The sequence below is a fragment of the Pseudomonas sp. LTJR-52 genome (assembly GCF_003691465.1).
Lineage (GTDB): Bacteria > Pseudomonadota > Gammaproteobacteria > Pseudomonadales > Pseudomonadaceae > Chryseomonas > Chryseomonas luteola.
Map to the genome: position 1 here is coordinate 2,854,865 of NZ_CP033105.1, position 16,812 is coordinate 2,871,676.

A 16,812-nucleotide genomic window follows, 5' to 3' on the forward strand; every position below is an offset into this window, starting at 1 on the left:
AGGCCGGTATAGCTGATTAGCGGCGTACCTATTCATGCAGCTGCCCTCCACGGGCAGGCTGCAGTTGAACCTGTCTATAGGCCGATAAGCCCGCAATCAGAGCTGACCCAGGACAGGCGTTCCTACGTGTACATCCGCATTCTGGGCACGATGTCGCAGGTAGTGATCCATCAGGACGAGCGCCATCATCGCCTCGGCAATTGGGGTGGCCCGAATACCAACGCAAGGATCGTGGCGGCCCTTGGTTATCACATCAACGGGCTGGCCATTTACATCAATGGAGCGGCCAGACGTGGTAATGCTTGAGGTAGGCTTGAGCGCCAGATGCGCTACGATCGGCTGCCCGGAGGAAATGCCTCCCAGTACACCGCCGGCGTTGTTGCTGAGAAAGCCTTCGGGGGTCAGCTCATCGCGGTGCTCGGTGCCCCGCTGCGCTACACTGGCAAATCCGGCACCAATCTCAACGCCTTTCACGGCGTTGACGCTCATGAGTGCATAAGCCAGCTCGGCATCCAGGCGATCGAAAATCGGCTCACCCAGGCCCGGCGGAACGCCGTCGGCCACGACCGTGACCCGGGCACCTACCGAGTCCTGATCGCGACGCAGCTGATCCATGTAAGCTTCCAGCTCCGGCACCTTGTCTGGATCAGGACAGAAGAACGCATTCTTCTCCACGCTATCCCAAGTCTTGAACGGAATTTCGATAGGACCGAGCTGGCTCATGTAGCCCCGGACACGGATGCCCTTGGTCGCCAGAAACTTCTTGGCAATGGCGCCAGCCGCAACCCGCATGGATGTTTCACGAGCAGAGCTGCGGCCACCGCCACGGTAGTCACGCACCCCGTACTTATGGTGATAGGTATAGTCCGCGTGAGCTGGGCGGAACAGGTCCTTGATGGCAGAGTAGTCCTTTGACTTCTGGTCGGTGTTGCGAATCAGTAAGGCGATAGGCGTACCCGTGGTGACGCCTTCGAACACGCCAGACAAGATCTCGACCTCATCCGGCTCCTGGCGCTGGGTAGTATGCCGACTGGTGCCCGGCTTGCGACGGTCCAGATCATGTTGAAGGTCAGCCAACGCCAACGGCAGCCCCGGTGGGCATCCGTCTACAATCGCGACCAGCCCGGGCCCATGGCTCTCGCCAGCCGTGGTAACAGTGAACAATGTGCCAAAGGTATTGCCGGACATGTCGCAAAGCTCCGCAGAATCGATGGACCGGAGCCTATCCAGCGCCGGCACAGAAAGCGAACGAGTATACCTTCTGGCTTTCCCGAGTTCATCTTTAGAACCCTAATCGTTACGCTGCGTCCAATTACGGGTTACCGGAACCGTCCGGTGCCCTTTGTTCATGGTCATGAGTGCTGTGATGTCCCGTCTGCTTGTTCTGCTGTGTTGCCTTCTGACGCTACCCGCATTCGCGGCCAGGGGGCCGATCCTGTATCACCCTATCAACCTTGAGACGGCCAACGGAACGCTGTATGGCAGCCTGGTCATGCCGGAAAGTCACAAGCCACAGCCGGTAGCTCTTATCATTGCAGGTTCCGGGCCTACAGACCGTGACGGCAATAACCCCATGGCGCGTAACTTTGCCTTGAAACGCCTGGCCGAGGCCCTGGCTGAGAACGGTATTGCCAGCGTTCGCTATGACAAGCGTGGCGTTGCGCAAAGTACGCCTGCTGCGCCACGAGAAGAAGACTTGAGCGTCCCACGCTATGTTGCAGATATCGTCGCGTGGTCGAAAAAGCTCCACTCAGACCCACGTTTTACAAAACTGATCCTGATCGGCCATAGCGAAGGCGCCCTCATGGCCAGCCTCGCTGCCAACGATGCAGGTGCCGATGCCCTGATCACCTTGTCGGGAAGTGGCCGCCCCATCGACGACGTGTTGCGCGAGCAATTGGCAACCAAGCTGTCCCCTGCGCTGCTGGCCAGCGCACAATGGATCATGGATCAGCTGGATAAAGGCCAGATGCAGCTTCAGGTACCGGAGCCCCTGATGGTACTGTTCCGCCCCAGCGTTCAGCCTTACCTGATCACCCTCTTCCGAGAGAATCCCGCCCAGGCCTTCGCTCAGGTCAAGGCTCCGGCATTGATCATCCAGGGCGAGCATGACATTCAGGTAGATATCAAGGATGCCGAGGCGCTTAAACGGGCAAGGCCCGAGGCCGAGCTGGCACTGATTCCCGGTATGAATCATATGCTCAGAATCACGCCAGCCAATGTCGAAGCTCAGCTTTCCACCTACAACAACCCCAATCTTCCATTAGCGGGTGAATTGGTGGAACGAATGACCGTCTTCATTCAGGAAAAAGTCTCTAGTCCACGCTAATTTGGCCGATATAGCGATTTGAATTACCCCATGCGGAGGTAGAAAAGGATCGCGGCCATGACTGAAACCGATATTGAAGAACCCATTACCGCCGAGGAAACCGCCCCCGAGAAGCAGACGCATCCCTGGGCCGAGCTCGGACCGGAACACTTTTACCTGCTGCGTCTGGCACCGTTACCTACGGACCGTATTACCGGGCCACGCCCGCTGCGCTTCGTGCAGTTTGGCAAGGCCGAACGGCATGGAGACGACCTGAGCGTTTTATCGTTGAGCATTCAACTACCCGGACAGCGTGTACACCGTGATCAGAACCTCCTGAATATCTGGGCAGATCACGAGAACAAGGAAATCCGCTTTACTGCTGAACCGGGTGTACTTGAAGGCGGACTGCTGCAAGTCGAACCATCCAATCGTGGCGTGGGACGCTTTCTGTTGGCTCAGGGCATTGCATGGGCCAAGACCAAGTGGGGCCACTACAAGGTGGCCAACCTTGATCTGCCAGCCCGTGATGGATTTGTCGAGGAGATGCGCAAGCGCCGCGACCATGCACTGGAAGCTCAGGGTTTTACCCTTACCTATCTTGAGGGGCAAACCCTCAAGGCCATCTGTAGCGCGCCCAAGGCCAGCGAGCTGAAAAGCGAATGGAATATGGATAAGGTGCAGGTGCTTTCCCTGCTGGATGTAGGCAGCATGCTGGAACAGGCGGACAAGAACCTGCATGAGCGTGACCTCAGCGTGTTCAAGCTGCAGGAGCAGATTGCCGCCTACCGTCGTGACGATGCGGGCCTGAAGTTCACCATGGCATGCCTGATGGCGTTCTGCCTCTTCGAGGCCGGGCTGCTGATCTGGATGGTGTTTCATTGAGTCAAAAGGCTTCAGGCGTTACAGCTACGCCTGAAGCCGATGCTTTATCGGCACTCTTTTGGCACGTGCTTACTTGGGATTGAGAACCCTCCCTCTAGGGCTCCAACCGCTCTGCGGGACACTTTAGCGTCCAAATGTTTTTAAGAACATCAGCGATCACCAACGCTGACCGTTGCGCTGCAACTCCAACCGGCGGATGAACTCCTCCAGAACCAACGCATACAGATCATCCTTCAGGACGGCATCCTCGATTCCTGAGTCGATATTGGGATTGTCGTTGACCTCGATGACCGCCATTCGCTCGCCCGCCTGCTTGAGGTCAACTCCGTACAGGCCGTCGCCGATAAGGTTGGCAGTACGAACTGCCAGCTCGACCACTTCATGAGGCGCCTCCTGAATGGGTACGGTACGAAAGTCGCCACTGCTCTCGACCGCACCGGCGCTGTGATCATAGATCTGCCAATGCCCTTTCGACATGAAGTACTGACAGGCAAAGATAGGCTCTTGGTTGAGCACCCCTATGCGCCAGTCATAGTCGGTATAAAAGAACTCCTGGGCCAGGAGCAGTACGGAGCGCTCGAACAACTCGGCGCTCGCCTTGTTCAACTCCTCCTGATTGGAGACCTTCATAACGCCACGCGAGAACGAGCCATCCGGAATCTTTAGCACCAGCGGAAAGCCCAACCGCTCCCCTACCGTTGCCAACTGGGCGGCATTGTCCTTGTACAGAATTTCCGTCTTGGGCATGTCCAGCTTGTGTGCTTTAAGCAAATCCGCCAGATAGACTTTATTGGTGCATCGCAGGATCGAGCGGGGATCATCCATTACCACCAGCCCCTCGCTTTCCGCTTTTTTGGCGAAACGATACGTGTGGTGATCAATGGCAGTTGTCTCACGGATAAACAGCGCATCGAACTCCGAAAGGCGTGAGTAATCCTTTTTCTCGATCAACTCGACATCAATTCCCAGACGTTTGCCAATCCGGATAAAGCTTTTCAGAGCCTTGGCATCAGAAGGCGGAAACGCTTCTTTCGGGTCATGCAAGATAGCCATTTCGAAGCGATATTTTTCCCGTACGCGCGGCTTGAGCCAGACCTGCCGACTAAAACCATCCAGGGCATTGGCAAAAAGGTCTTCCTGAGCTTCGTGCAGCTTGTGTATGGCTCCCAGCTTGACGCCTCCAATATGCCAGCCCTCACGATTGCGGCGAAAATCCACGAGCAGCAGTGGACTGGGGAAAGCTTCAAACAGCTGGCGGGCCAGATCCTGCAAGGCTTCGATATCGGTTCGCCCAAAGTACAGGGTCAACGTGAACCCATCAGCACTGGCGTAGGGATGGCCCTTCAAGGCCTTGCTCAACAACCTGTCGAGATCTTCCAGAGCCAGGTTATAGATGGATTTACGGGAGAGTTCACTGATGGTGCGAACGGAGGGAATTACCTTGTGGCCACGAGCCTCTGCCAGTAATGAGCAGTAATACCCATGCCCCAGGTACTTCTGGTTACGGCACAGGTTGATGACCTGCACGCGCTTGCCGTTATCTTGCTCATTTGACTGCTCAAGGTATTCCTGGGCAGTGATAACGTCTTCGCTCGGATAATAGGATGACCAATCCTCCTTGCGCTCGACGATGATATACAGCTTGCTCACGACACCTCCTCGGTGCAGATAATCGCCTTGGGAGCCTATTACCAACCTTCCTGTCAAACGACTCAGGTTCGGTCTGTACCAATTGATGGACAGACGAAAACTACGTAACACAGCCTCCATTAACCGCGGCTTAACCGCACTGCTGAGGACCGAGCGACTGTCTCTGAGGCGCTTGACCTGGCTAGGGATTCACACAAATGAATTTCACGCTACGCCCTGCTGTTCACGAGGACCTCAACGCACTGGTTGAGCTGGAGAAACGGTGCTTTGAATACGACCGCCTTTCGCGGCGCAATTTCCAATGGATGCTGACTCGAGCCAATGCCTCTCTCACGCTGGTGGAAGAGACTGGAAATACCCTGGGGTACGCCTTGGTTCTGTTTCACCAAAACACCTCCCTGGCGCGGCTGTATTCCATTGCCATCGACCCGGCAGCTCGAGGGCACAAGCTTGGGCAGCGCCTACTCGAGGCGGCGGAGGCCTGTGCCATTGAGCGGGACTGTGCGTACATGCGTCTGGAGGTGCGCCCGGACAATACTGCAGCCATTGCCCTGTATGAACGCAATGGCTATCTCCCTTTTGCAACCGTCGATGACTACTACGAAGATCACAGTCAGGCGCTGCGCTTCGAGAAACGTATCCGGCAGCCCGGTGAAGGTCGGCTACGCAAGGTACCCTTCTATAGACAGACCACGGATTTCACCTGCGGCCCGGCCTCGCTTCTGATGGCCATGGGCGCGCTGGAGCCTGGACGCCCGCTGGAGCGTTGGGAAGAGTTACGTCTCTGGCGTGAGGCTACCACCATTTACATGACCGCCGGCCACGGTGGCTGCGGGCCACACGGCTTGGCCCTGGCCGCCCGACGCCGCGGCTTTCGTGTGAAGTTACAGGTTAACACCCGCGGCCCTCTTTTCCTGGAAGGCGTACGCAGCGAAGAAAAACGTGACGTGATGCGGCTGGTGCATGAGGACTTCAGCCGGGAACTCAAACAGACTGATATTGAACGCCTGATTCGAACAAAGCTGGATATCCCGCAAATCATTGCCGATGGTGGTCTGCCATTGGTGTTGATCAGCAGCTTTCGCCTTATCCAGACCAAAGGCCCTCACTGGATCGCTGTAACCGGTTGCGACGAAGACTTCATTTACTTCCACGACCCAGACGTAGACCATAGCCAACATCGTCGGGAGCTGGACTGCCAACACATTCCGGTCAGTCATGCCGAGTTCGACAAACTCAGCCGCTTCGGCAAGAGCAAGCTGCGGGCTGCAGTGATCCTGTATCCTCCAGCCCCAGTGAAAAAACCGGTAGCGTAAGGGCAGTAGCGTACCGCTTCAGCGCCATAAGCCGGCTTCAATTTTAAGGTAGAAAAAGACGCTTGGTAACAACATTGACGCTGTTTCTAAAACGGAGCTCCTATGAGCACTTGGGTTCTTCTTGTGGTGACCCTTTTGAATACAACCAGTCCTCATACCGATAAGGGCAGCTCGCCCATGGTCGCCATGCAGGAGTTCAATTCTCAGAAAACCTGCATGGATGCGCGGACCCAGCTGATAAAAATGAATCCCTCCATCAGTGCGTCCTGCGTTCTCAAGTAACCGGCCACTCTGACATAGCCCAAAAGCAGCTAGGACGCCTGTCAGACGAGTTCTGGCAAATGAGTCAGCACACTCGACACCCTTTTCGGGTAATTTCCACCGTTTTGTATGCTGCTGGCGGTGCGCTGCCGGGCACATGCTGCACGAAACGCTCCTTCGCCAACTAGTATTACCCAGGTTGCACTGTCAGGGTAAAAAGCGTCCCGGCCTATCGTATGGTCAGATGCTTGTCATCCAGCGACGTTACCGCGTTGATGGGTCGATCCGACGTCAGAAAGGCACGCATGTCCGCCCCGCTGGGTTGTTGATAGATACGAAGCCCGAATTCCGGCAGGATCGCCAGCAAATGATCGAAAATATCGCTCTGGATATTTTCGTACTGCGCCCAGATCACCGTATTGGTAAAGCAGTACACCTCCAGGGGTAAACCGCTGGAAGTAGGATCGAGCTGGCGAACCAGTAGGGTCATGTCCTGCCGAAGCCCGGGATGACTACGCAGGTAACGCTCCACATATACCCGAAATGTACCCAGGTTGGTAATGCGACGCGTGTTGACAGGCTCCTGACCGCGCTCAGCCAGCTTATCATTCCACTCCTTCAGCTCCTTCTGCTTGTTGTCCAGGTAGTCCGCCAGCAAGCTGAAACGATGCAGATGTCGATACTCATCACCATCGATGAAATGCACGCTCTGCTGATCCAGGAACAGGCTGCGCTTGATGCGGCGACCTCCAGATTCCTGCATACCGCGGTAGTTCTTGAACGCGTCGGAGATGAATCGCTTGGTAGGAATCGTGGTGATCGTCTTGTCGAAGTTCTGCACTTTGACCGTGTGCAAAGCGATATCGATGACATCCCCACTGGCGTTGAGCTGGGGCATCTCTATCCAGTCACCGATGCGCACGATGTCCCCGGATGAGATCTGCACGCTGGCCACCAGTGACAGGAGCGTATCCTGGAAGATCAATAGCAGCACAGCGGCCATCGCGCCCAGTCCGGACAGGAGAATCAATGGCGAGCGATCAATCAGCGTGGCGATGATCAGAATGGATGCCAGGCAGAATATGCCGATCTTGAGGACTTGGATGTACCCCTTGATCGGCCGGAATCGCGCATCGGGACGGCGCTGGTAAACCGCATTGACAATATCGAGCAGATTACTGATCGCCAACACGATAGTAAGGATAATGAACGCGCTACACACGTTCCCAACTACTGTGACCAACGCCTCCGGCAGGCCGGGCACTGCGAGTATACCCGTCGAAAGGATCAAGGCTGGCACGACATTAGCCAGGCGCGCGATCATCGGGGTATTGGTGACCTCGCTTTTAAGACCCAGCGAAGCACTGCTTAATAGCCGGTAAACACCCTTCACTAGAATACGCTTCACAATCCAGTTACATAACCAGGCAGCCAGCAGCAGCAAGGTCACGCAGAACAGCGTGTAGAGCTCGGGATAGTTCCTGAGCCAGTTTAACGAGGCATCTAAATAAGTAGTCATAATCTTTGCTTTTTAGAGTCGCACCATCCTGATCCGGACGGCGGGGAGGCGTTACGGTAGCAAAATGCAACCGGCTTCTGTATGACCGGCGACAAACCGGCGTTACCTGACCCGGCATGGCCGTATCGTTGAGCCGCTAAAGACATTTCAGGGGAAGCAGACTATGCTGCGGTGGCCTTTTCCGTATAACCACAACACCACGGACCCGGCCATGACTCGACCTTTGCGCAAACGCGATCCGTCGTATGAACTGATGGACGATCTTAGCGGCCATTCGGTGATCTACCGCGAGCACGGTTTCCCCTGCCCTCTGGTTCGCTGGCATTTTCACAAGGAATACGAGCTGCATCTGATCATAGCCAGCTCGGGCACAGCCTTCATTGGCGACTATATCGGCAGCTTCTATCCTTACAGCTTGTTCTTGACCGGTCCTAACCTGCCCCATAACTGGATCAGCCAAGTAGCGGAAGGTGAGGTCGTCGACAAGCGCGACATGCTGGTTAACTTTACCGATGAGACGCTTGAAAACGCGGCGACAGTCTTTCCTGAACTCAATGCACTGAACCCGCTGCTTGAGCGCGCCCGTTTCGGCATTCAGTTCCACTGTTCGCGCACCATCAACGAATCGGCAGATCTTCTGCAGCGTATTGCCGAGACGCGGGGTGCCAGCCGTCTGGGTCACTTTTTCGTATTGATGGAACTGCTGGCGACCTGTGAGGATTATCACTTGCTGAGCGGCGCGCCGATTCGTTCGGAAGACGACGAACATACGCTGGACCGTACCAACAAGGCGCTTAACTTTATCTTCGAACGCTACACCAGTGAGCTCACGCTTGAAGAGGCAGCAGAGCACCTGGGCATGACGCCTACCTATTTTTCCCGCTTCTTTCGCAAGGCTACCGGGCGGTGCTTTATTGAATTCGTGAACAGCCTGCGTATCAGCAAATCCTGCGAGCTGTTATCGCAAAGCGAAAAGGCCGTGACAGACGTCTGTTTCGAGTCAGGCTTCAATAACATTTCCAATTTCAATCGCCGCTTCCAACAAATGAAAGGCATGACGCCTACGCATTATCGGCGCCTCACGGTAAAACGCTTGACCGAGCAGAACGTATAAACCAGGTCCGGGCGACTGCTCATTGCCTGCCAATACCTTGCAATTTCTGTCACGCAGGCTCAACGCCAAAAACGCGCCAAGCCCTACTGCAGAGCGTTCTGTTGCCATTTCACACGTAAAGATCACTCGCTAATAAGTGCAAAAAAGTATCAGTCTAAGTGTGTTTTCGCATTTGTCTACCGCTTAACTTAAGGGGTGTAATCACTCGAACACGCTCCTCCTGTTTCGTAGTCTGGGGGTTAAAACAACAATAAGAGCTTCTGTCGCTACGGCGCAGAAGGGAGTGCGACATGAACATGCTATTGAAAGCGCTTTTCGCTACAGCCGGAATTTGTGCCGTCACCTATGCTCAGGCCGCCACGGTCACCATCGCCACCGTTAACAACAGCGATATGATTCGGATGCAACGGCTCTCCAAAACCTTTGAAGAGCAGCATCCGGATATCAAACTTAATTGGGTAGTCCTTGAAGAAAACGTACTTCGCCAACGCCTGACGACTGACATTGCCACGCAGGGTGGTCAATTCGATGTGCTGACCATTGGCATGTACGAAACCGGTCTCTGGGGCGCCAAAGGCTGGCTGGAACCCATGAAAGACCTGCCAGCCGACTATGATGTGAACGATCTGTTTCCTTCGGTACGAGAAGGTTTGTCCGTCAAGGGCACGCTGTATGCCTTGCCGTTCTATGCGGAAAGCTCAATTACCTACTACCGTAAGGACCTCTTCAAGGACGCCGGGCTGACCATGCCCGAGCAGCCAACCTGGGAACAGCTCGGTGAATTTGCCGCCAAACTTCACCATCCCGACAAGGATCAGTATGGCATTTGCCTGCGTGGCAAAGCTGGCTGGGGTGAAAACATGGCGCTGATCGGCACCATGGCCAATGCGTTCGGTGCACGTTGGTTCGATGAAAAGTGGCAGCCGGAATTCACTGGCCCGGAATGGACTAAGGCTGCCAACTTTTATGTCGATACGATGAAGAAGTACGGCCCTCCCGGTGCGTCCAGCAACGGCTTCAACGAAAACCTGGCGCTGTTCAACAGCGGCAAGTGTGCCCTATGGGTGGATGCCAGCGTGGCCGGGTCTTTTACGACCGACAAATCGCAAAGCAAGGTGGCTGACCAGGTGGGCTTTGCCGCCTCCCCAACGCAGGTAACCGATAAAGGTTCGTCTTGGCTTTATGCTTGGTCCCTGGCGATTCCTTCCAGCTCCAAAAACAAGGAAGCTGCACAGTCCTTTGTGACATGGGCGACGTCCAAGCAATACGCCACCTTGGTAGCTGACAAGGAAGGTATTGCCAACGTCCCGCCAGGTACGCGCAAGTCTACATACAGCGAGGCCTATATGCAGGCCGCACCCTTCGCCAAGGTATCCCTGTCCATGCTGGAAAAGGCCGACCCGGCGCATCCCGCTGCCAAGCCTGTTCCTTATGTGGGTATTCAGTACGTAACCATTCCTGAGTTCCAGGCTATCGGCACCTCGGTGGGCAAGTTGTTCTCGGCGGCACTGACCGGACAGATGCCCGTGCAGCAGGCGTTGCAGGCTGCCCAGCAGTCGACCTCTCGCGAAATGAAACGCGCGGGTTATCCCAAATAGCTTAACCGGTTCGGCGTAGCCGTAATGGCTGCGCCGCTTCAGGACAAGCCTGGCCTGACAGCCCCCTGGATGGCCGCCCTGTAGACCTCTCGCTGCAACGGTTCGGAGCGACTGTCATGAGTACAACCACGTTGAAAAGCCCCGTCTCTACCCAGGCACGAGCTCGTGAGCACACCGCCCGCAAGCGCCGGACCAGCCCCGGCTGGTTTCTGGTCAGCCCGTCGGTCCTGCTACTTCTGCTCTGGATGATCGTGCCGCTGGGCATGACCATCTACTTCTCGCTAATTCGCTATAACCTGCTCTACCCCGGTGAGAATGACTTCGTCGGTCTGGAGAATTTCGAATACTTTATCACCGACACCGGCTTCATGCCGGGCATGACCAACACCCTGCTACTAGTGGGCAGTGTCTTGTTGATCAGTGTGGTACTGGGCGTACTGATTTCAGCGCTTCTGGAAGCCACCGAGTTCTGGGGGCGTGGGATTGTACGGGTCTTGCTGATTTCCCCCTTCTTCATCATGCCTACCGTCAGCGCACTGATCTGGAAGAACCTCATCTTCCATCCGGTTTCAGGCATTCTCGCCGCCGTCTGGAAGTTTTTTGGCGCACAGCCAATCGACTGGCTGGCAAATTACCCATTGCTGTCAATCATCTTGATCGTGTCTTGGCAATGGCTGCCCTTCGCCATACTGATCCTGATGACCGCCATGCAGTCGCTTGATCAGGAGCAGAAAGAAGCAGCACGGCTGGACGGTGCCGGCCCGCTTGCCATTTTTTGGCACCTCACCCTGCCCCATCTGGCGCGTCCCATTGCCGTCGTGGTGATGATCGAAACGATCTTTCTGCTTTCGGTCTTCGCTGAAATCTTTACCACCACCAGTGGCGGCCCTGGCTTCGCGTCTACCAACCTTGCGTATCTGATCTATAACCAGGCGCTTCTGCAATTCGATGTAGGCATGGCCTCGGCAGGCGGATTGATTGCCGTCGTGATCGCCAACATTGCCGCCATCATCCTGGTTCGGATGCTTGGCAAGAACCTGACCCAACAGTGAGGATGCGACCATGATGACGCTCAAGCAATCTCGTCGCCTGCACAGTGCCATTCTCGGCACGCTGGCTTGGATCATTGCGCTGGTGCTGTTCTTTCCAATCTTCTGGATGATCCTGACCAGCTTCAAGACTGAAATCGATGCCTTTGCAACCCCTCCGCAGTTCATCTTTATGCCCACGCTGGAGAATTACCTGCACATTCAGGAGCGCAGCGATTACTTTCATTTTGCTTGGAACTCCGTCGCCATCTCCTTTGGCTCTACAGTGCTGGGCTTACTGCTGGCGGTTCCAGCGGCGTACTCCATGGCCTTCCATGAGACGCGCCTGACCAAGCAGACATTGCTCTGGATGCTTTCGACCAAGATGTTACCGGCCGTAGGCGTTCTCATGCCGATCTACCTGATGACCAAGAGCCTGGGCCTGCTCGATACCAAGCTTTCGCTGATCATCATCTATACGCTGATCAACCTGCCCATCATGGTCTGGATGGTCTACACCTACTTTAAGGATATTCCCAAGGACATCCTGGAAGCCGCTCGCCTGGATGGCGCCACCACCTTTCAGGAAATCGTCAGGGTTCTTCTGCCCATCAGCAAAGGGGGCTTGGCGTCGACGGTCCTGCTGTCGCTGATCCTGTGCTGGAACGAAGCGTTCTGGTCACTCAACCTCACCTCGTCCAACGCCGCGCCACTGACTGCCCTGATCGCGTCCTATTCAAGTCCGGAAGGCTTGTTCTGGGCCAAGCTGTCTGCCGTCTCGACACTGGCCTGCGCACCTATCCTGATTTTCGGCTGGATCAGTCAGAAGCAACTCGTACGCGGCCTGTCCTTCGGCGCCGTCAAATAAGAACAAGAGGATTTTCCATGGCTACGTTAAAGATTCGTAACCTGCGTAAAGGCTTTGACTCCATCGAGATCATCAAGGGTGTCGACCTGGATATCAACGACCGTGAATTCGTGGTGTTTGTCGGTCCTTCCGGTTGCGGCAAGTCCACGCTGCTGCGCCTGATTGCCGGCCTTGAAGATGTCACCAGCGGCACCATCGAGCTGGACGGCCGTGACATTACCGAAGTCAGCCCCGCCAAACGGGATCTGGCCATGGTATTCCAGACCTATGCGCTTTACCCCCATATGACGGTGCGCAAGAACATGTCGTTCGCGCTGGATCTGGCGGGAATTGCCAAAAGCGAAATAGAGAAGAAAGTTGACGAGGCGGCACGTATTCTCGAATTGGGTCATTTGCTTGAACGCAAGCCCCGTCAGCTCTCCGGCGGCCAACGCCAGCGTGTCGCTATTGGCCGCGCCATCGTACGCAATCCGAAGGTTTTTCTCTTCGACGAGCCCCTGTCCAACCTGGACGCTGCCTTGCGTGTCCAGATGCGCCTGGAACTGGCCAGGCTGCACCAGGAACTCAAGGCGACCATGATCTATGTCACCCACGATCAGGTCGAAGCCATGACACTGGCAACCAAAGTGGTAGTGCTCAACGGCGGCCGTATCGAACAGGTCGGCTCGCCGCTGGACCTCTACCATCACCCTGCCAATCTCTTCGTCGCAGGTTTTCTGGGCACACCCAAGATGGGCTTCCTGAAAGCCAAGGTCATCCATACCAGCGCTCAGGTAACGGAAATCGAGCTGGCCAGCGGACCTCGACTACGTCTGCCACGTGACGGCAGAGCATTGGCAGGCGGCCACGAAGTCACCCTGGGCATTCGCCCTGAGCATCTCGTCATAGACCCTCAAGGTCAGCTGCCCGTGGTCACGGACGTAACCGAGCGCCTGGGCAGCGATACGTACTGCCATATGACCACGCCGTCTGACGAACCCCTCACCGTACGCGTACCGGGAGACTTTTCGGGTGCCTATGGCGAGCGGCTCAAGCTGGCCGTTGATGTGAGCCACTGTCATCTCTTCGATGAGCATGGGCAGGCCGTAAGCCGTGCCCTTCAACAAGCCGCCTGATCAACTGAATTCGCGTGGCTCAACAGGGCCATGCCTGGAGACACTTGCATGAAACTCAATCGCCAGAATCTTGCACAGCTGACAGACCCGGTCCGCACGCCGAGCTACGTGCCATGTCAGACCCGGCATGGCATTGCTCACATCGGCGTTGGTGGCTTTCATCGAGCCCATCAGGCCATCTATACCGAAGCACTCCTCAATCAGGGCGAGGCGCTGGACTGGTCCATCTGTGGGGTGGGATTGCGCAGTGAAGACCGCGCCATGCGCGACACCCTGGCCGAGCAGGATTACCTCTATACGCTTTTCGAGTTGGGCGACACGCCAGACCTTGAGGTCCGTGTCGTAGGAGCCATCAGCGAGATGCTGCTGGCAGAAGACAGTGCCCAGGCACTGATCAATAAACTGGCCCATCACCATATTCGCATCGTTTCGCTAACCATCACCGAGGGCGGCTACTGCATGGACGATAGCACCGGCGAGTTCAACGATGAACTTCCGCTGGTCCAGCATGACATCGCCCACCCGGAAGATCCTAAAACGGTTTTCGGATTTCTGCTGGCGGCCTTGTGCAAACGCCGTTGCGAAGGCATACCCCCTTTCACCATCATGTCCTGCGACAACATTCCTCATAATGGCGACGTCACCCGGCGAATGCTGCTGTCCTTTACCAAACTGGTAGACAAGGAGCTGGCGGACTGGATCGCCAAAAACGTCTCCTTTCCTAACGCGATGGTCGACCGTATCACCCCTATGACCAGCACCGCGCACAAGCAAAAGCTAAAGGACAGCTACGGCATCGAAGATGCCTGGCCGGTTGCGTGTGAGCCCTTCATGCAATGGGTACTGGAAGACAAATTCGTCAATGGCCGACCGGCTTGGGAAAAGGTAGGTGTTCAGTTCACTGACGACGTTACGCCGTATGAGGAGATGAAAATCAAGCTGCTCAATGGCAGCCATCTTGCCCTTACCTACCTGGGTTTTCTCAAGGGATATCGTTTTGTTCACGAGACCATGAATGACCCGCTATTCGTTCAGTACATTCGTGATTACATGAACAAGGATGTTACCCCGCAGCTCGCCCCTGTTCCCGGTATTGATCTGGAAGCCTACAAGGACAAGCTGATCGAGCGCTTTTCCAACCAGGCGATTGCCGATCAGCTGGAGCGCGTCTGCTCGGATGGATCGTCCAAGTTTCCCAAGTTCACCATTCCCACCATTAATCGCCTGATTGCCAACAAACAGAATCTGGATCGCGCCTCCCTCGTCGTGGCCGCCTGGGCGCTTTATCTCAAAGGCGTAGACGAGCGCGGCGAAACCTATCGTATTCCTGATCCCCGCGCCGACTTCTGCCAGTCCCTGGTCAGAAACGATCAGCGCCTAACCGAGCAGCTGCTGGGGGTTGAAGAAATCTTTGGAACCTCTATTCCAAAGTCCGCCGCTTTTATTGCCTCCTTCGAACGTAACCTCGCTAGCCTGAAAACCTTAGGCGTAGAGAAAACCCTGGAAAATCTTCTGAAGTCAGACAGGTGATCCATAGGCTCTAGAGACAAACGCGTCTGGAGCCTTTCAGTGCGAATAACAGCGAGACTACACATGTTTCTTGGTATTGATTGCGGTACACAAGGCACCAAGGCCGTCATTCTCGACTCAGCTACGGGCCAGATCCTGGGGGAAGGCTCCGCGGCCCACGACATGATCAGCGGGCCCAACGGTCGTCGTGAGCAGTTGCCTGAACAGTGGGTCCAGGCATTTGAAACGGCTACACAGCAAGCACTCGCTCATGCTGGCCTGCCAGGAAACGCTCTCCGGGGTATCGGAATATCAGGTCAACAACATGGGCTGGTATTACTTGACAGTGAAGGCCAAGTGCTCCGCCCTGCCAAGCTGTGGTGCGACACCGAGTCAACACTAGAGAACGAGGAGCTGCTCGATTACCTGGGCGGACCTGCCGGTTCGCTGGAACGTCTTGGTATAGCCATTGCGCCGGGCTATACCGTATCCAAGCTTCGATGGACACAAAAACACTTTCCCGACCTTTTCGCCCGCATCGCTCATATTCTGCTTCCCCATGACTACTTGAATTACTGGCTCACCGGCCGTTGCTGTACCGAGTTTGGCGATGCGTCAGGGACAGGCTACTTCAATGTGCGGTCCCGACAGTGGGATAACAACCTGCTTCTGCATCTTGATCCGACTGGACGCTTGATGAAGGCTCTGCCCGAACTCATCGAGGCCCATCAGCCTGTCGGCACGCTGCTTCCACCGGTTGCCAAGCGGCTGGGTCTGAATGAGCACGTCATCGTGTCCAGTGGCGGTGGGGATAACATGATGGGAGCAATCGGCACCGGAAACAGTCAGGAAGGCCTTATTACCATGAGCCTAGGCACTTCCGGAACGGTATACGCCTACTCTGCTAGCCCCCGCGTTAGCCCGCATGCATCTGTCGCAACGTTTTGCTCTTCGACTGGCGGCTGGCTGCCGCTGATCTGCACCATGAACCTGACAAACGCAAGCGGCGCGCTGCGCGAGCTTTTAGACATCGACCTGCACACCTTCAACCGCCTTGTCGAACAGGCACCCATTGGAGCTGAGGGCATTACGGTTCTACCTTTCCTGAACGGCGAGCGCGTCCCATCCCTGCCTACTGCTACGGCGAGCCTGCTGGGCCTGACCGCCTCCAACCTTACCCGTGCCAACCTGTGCCGTGCGATGATCGAAGGCGTAACCTTTGGCCTGCGCTATGGGCTGGACTTGCTGCGCGACACCGGCATGCACAGCCAGACCATTCGCCTGATTGGCGGAGGAGCCAAAAGCCCTGTCTGGCGGCAGCTGGTGGCAGATATCATGGATACGCCGGTCATCAGCACCCTTCACACCGAAGCGGCGGCCCTTGGCGGTGCCATACAGGCAGCATGGTGCTGGTCTTCTCAGCATGACTCGGCAGACACCCTTGAATCGCTGAGCAAACGCTGCGTGCAGCTGGACGAAGCATCGCACGTCTCTCCTGATCCCGACCGTGCGCGTGCCTATGAAACTGTCTACCAGCGTTATCGGCACCAGCTCCATGCCTTGCATGGCGAAGTACTTGGCATCCATTAGTCTTTAAAAGATGAACCTCCTACTGCCGAGCCCGTCCTATTAAATAGGCAC

14 protein-coding genes and 1 pseudogene are annotated in these 16,812 nt (G+C 55.9%); 11 read left to right on the forward strand and 4 right to left on the reverse strand.

The genetic code is table 11. From position 1 onward, the window contains the following. Positions 1-96: 96 nt before the first annotated feature. Positions 97-1,188 (reverse strand): chorismate synthase, encoded by a 1,092-nt coding sequence (aroC, locus tag EAW52_RS13390; protein ID WP_122042795.1) that lies wholly within the window; start codon positions 1,186-1,188, stop codon positions 97-99. Between the two features lie 175 nt (positions 1,189-1,363). Between aroC and EAW52_RS13395 the strand changes: the two genes are divergently transcribed. Together EAW52_RS13395 and EAW52_RS13400 are read left to right on the forward strand one after the other, a co-directional pair. Next, positions 1,364-2,329 (forward strand): alpha/beta hydrolase, encoded by a 966-nt coding sequence (locus EAW52_RS13395; RefSeq protein ID WP_177411934.1) that lies wholly within the window; start codon positions 1,364-1,366, stop codon positions 2,327-2,329. A gap of 57 nt (positions 2,330-2,386) precedes the next feature. Beyond that, complete coding sequence (locus tag EAW52_RS13400; protein WP_122042799.1) at positions 2,387-3,193, forward strand: hypothetical protein; 807 nt, start codon at positions 2,387-2,389, stop codon at positions 3,191-3,193. Positions 3,194-3,349: 156 nt separating this feature from the next. On the opposite strand, the gene EAW52_RS13405 is transcribed toward EAW52_RS13400, so the two are convergent. Beyond that, positions 3,350-4,843 (reverse strand): RimK family protein, encoded by a 1,494-nt coding sequence (locus tag EAW52_RS13405; RefSeq protein ID WP_122042801.1) that lies wholly within the window; start codon positions 4,841-4,843, stop codon positions 3,350-3,352. A gap of 197 nt (positions 4,844-5,040) precedes the next feature. On the opposite strand from EAW52_RS13405, the gene EAW52_RS13410 reads away from it, so the two are divergent. Both EAW52_RS13410 and EAW52_RS13415 read left to right on the forward strand, forming a co-directional pair. After that, positions 5,041-6,159, forward strand: coding sequence for a GNAT family N-acetyltransferase/peptidase C39 family protein (locus EAW52_RS13410; protein WP_122042803.1), 1,119 nt, complete (start codon positions 5,041-5,043; stop codon positions 6,157-6,159). Positions 6,160-6,261: 102 nt separating this feature from the next. Further along, positions 6,262-6,441: a hypothetical protein gene (locus EAW52_RS13415; protein WP_122042806.1), complete on the forward strand. Its 180-nt coding sequence runs from the start codon at positions 6,262-6,264 to the stop codon at positions 6,439-6,441. A gap of 64 nt (positions 6,442-6,505) precedes the next feature. On the opposite strand, the pseudogene EAW52_RS26655 reads toward EAW52_RS13415, so the two are convergent. Both EAW52_RS26655 and EAW52_RS13425 read right to left on the reverse strand, forming a co-directional pair. Beyond that, positions 6,506-6,595 (reverse strand): annotated as a pseudogene (locus EAW52_RS26655) (antibiotic acetyltransferase); the annotation flags it as partial. 54 nt (positions 6,596-6,649) lie between these two features. Continuing rightward, positions 6,650-7,939 (reverse strand): mechanosensitive ion channel family protein, encoded by a 1,290-nt coding sequence (locus EAW52_RS13425; protein ID WP_122042808.1) that lies wholly within the window; start codon positions 7,937-7,939, stop codon positions 6,650-6,652. Positions 7,940-8,150: 211 nt separating this feature from the next. Here EAW52_RS13425 and EAW52_RS13430 point away from each other — a divergent pair, with 211 nt between their 5' ends. The 7 genes from EAW52_RS13430 to xylB all read left to right on the forward strand — a co-directional run bounded on the left by EAW52_RS13430 (position 8,151) and on the right by xylB (position 16,761). After that, the gene (locus tag EAW52_RS13430) at positions 8,151-9,053 is read left to right on the forward strand and encodes an AraC family transcriptional regulator (RefSeq protein ID WP_037030876.1); all 903 of its coding nucleotides are present in this window, start codon (positions 8,151-8,153) and stop codon (positions 9,051-9,053) included. A gap of 290 nt (positions 9,054-9,343) precedes the next feature. Continuing rightward, positions 9,344-10,651 (forward strand): sugar ABC transporter substrate-binding protein, encoded by a 1,308-nt coding sequence (locus tag EAW52_RS13435; protein ID WP_122042810.1) that lies wholly within the window; start codon positions 9,344-9,346, stop codon positions 10,649-10,651. 116 nt (positions 10,652-10,767) lie between these two features. After that, a complete protein-coding gene (locus tag EAW52_RS13440; RefSeq protein ID WP_019365100.1) occupies positions 10,768-11,703 on the forward strand; it encodes a carbohydrate ABC transporter permease in 936 nt (311 codons plus the stop codon). 10 nt (positions 11,704-11,713) lie between these two features. Next, positions 11,714-12,547, forward strand: a complete 834-nt coding sequence (locus EAW52_RS13445) for a carbohydrate ABC transporter permease (protein WP_122042811.1) — start codon at positions 11,714-11,716, stop codon at positions 12,545-12,547. Between the two features lie 17 nt (positions 12,548-12,564). Further along, on the forward strand, positions 12,565-13,662 hold the full coding sequence (locus tag EAW52_RS13450) for an ABC transporter ATP-binding protein (protein WP_122042813.1): 1,098 nt from the start codon (positions 12,565-12,567) through the stop codon (positions 13,660-13,662). Positions 13,663-13,710: 48 nt separating this feature from the next. Then, on the forward strand, positions 13,711-15,192 hold the full coding sequence (locus EAW52_RS13455) for a mannitol dehydrogenase family protein (RefSeq protein ID WP_122042815.1): 1,482 nt from the start codon (positions 13,711-13,713) through the stop codon (positions 15,190-15,192). 63 nt (positions 15,193-15,255) lie between these two features. Continuing rightward, a complete protein-coding gene (xylB, locus tag EAW52_RS13460; protein ID WP_122042817.1) occupies positions 15,256-16,761 on the forward strand; it encodes a xylulokinase in 1,506 nt (501 codons plus the stop codon). Positions 16,762-16,812 lie beyond the last annotated feature (51 nt).

Coding starts and splice junctions, on each gene's coding strand:
- aroC (WP_122042795.1), bottom strand. CDS start 1,188: ATGTCCGGCAATACCTTTGGCACATTGTTCACTGTTACCACGGCTGGC.
- EAW52_RS13400 (WP_122042799.1), top strand. CDS start 2,387: ATGACTGAAACCGATATTGAAGAACCCATTACCGCCGAGGAAACCGCC.
- EAW52_RS13410 (WP_122042803.1), top strand. CDS start 5,041: ATGAATTTCACGCTACGCCCTGCTGTTCACGAGGACCTCAACGCACTG.
- EAW52_RS13415 (WP_122042806.1), top strand. CDS start 6,262: ATGAGCACTTGGGTTCTTCTTGTGGTGACCCTTTTGAATACAACCAGT.
- EAW52_RS13425 (WP_122042808.1), bottom strand. CDS start 7,939: ATGACTACTTATTTAGATGCCTCGTTAAACTGGCTCAGGAACTATCCC.
- EAW52_RS13430 (WP_037030876.1), top strand. CDS start 8,151: ATGACTCGACCTTTGCGCAAACGCGATCCGTCGTATGAACTGATGGAC.
- EAW52_RS13435 (WP_122042810.1), top strand. CDS start 9,344: ATGAACATGCTATTGAAAGCGCTTTTCGCTACAGCCGGAATTTGTGCC.
- EAW52_RS13440 (WP_019365100.1), top strand. CDS start 10,768: ATGAGTACAACCACGTTGAAAAGCCCCGTCTCTACCCAGGCACGAGCT.
- EAW52_RS13445 (WP_122042811.1), top strand. CDS start 11,714: ATGATGACGCTCAAGCAATCTCGTCGCCTGCACAGTGCCATTCTCGGC.
- EAW52_RS13450 (WP_122042813.1), top strand. CDS start 12,565: ATGGCTACGTTAAAGATTCGTAACCTGCGTAAAGGCTTTGACTCCATC.
- EAW52_RS13455 (WP_122042815.1), top strand. CDS start 13,711: ATGAAACTCAATCGCCAGAATCTTGCACAGCTGACAGACCCGGTCCGC.
- xylB (WP_122042817.1), top strand. CDS start 15,256: ATGTTTCTTGGTATTGATTGCGGTACACAAGGCACCAAGGCCGTCATT.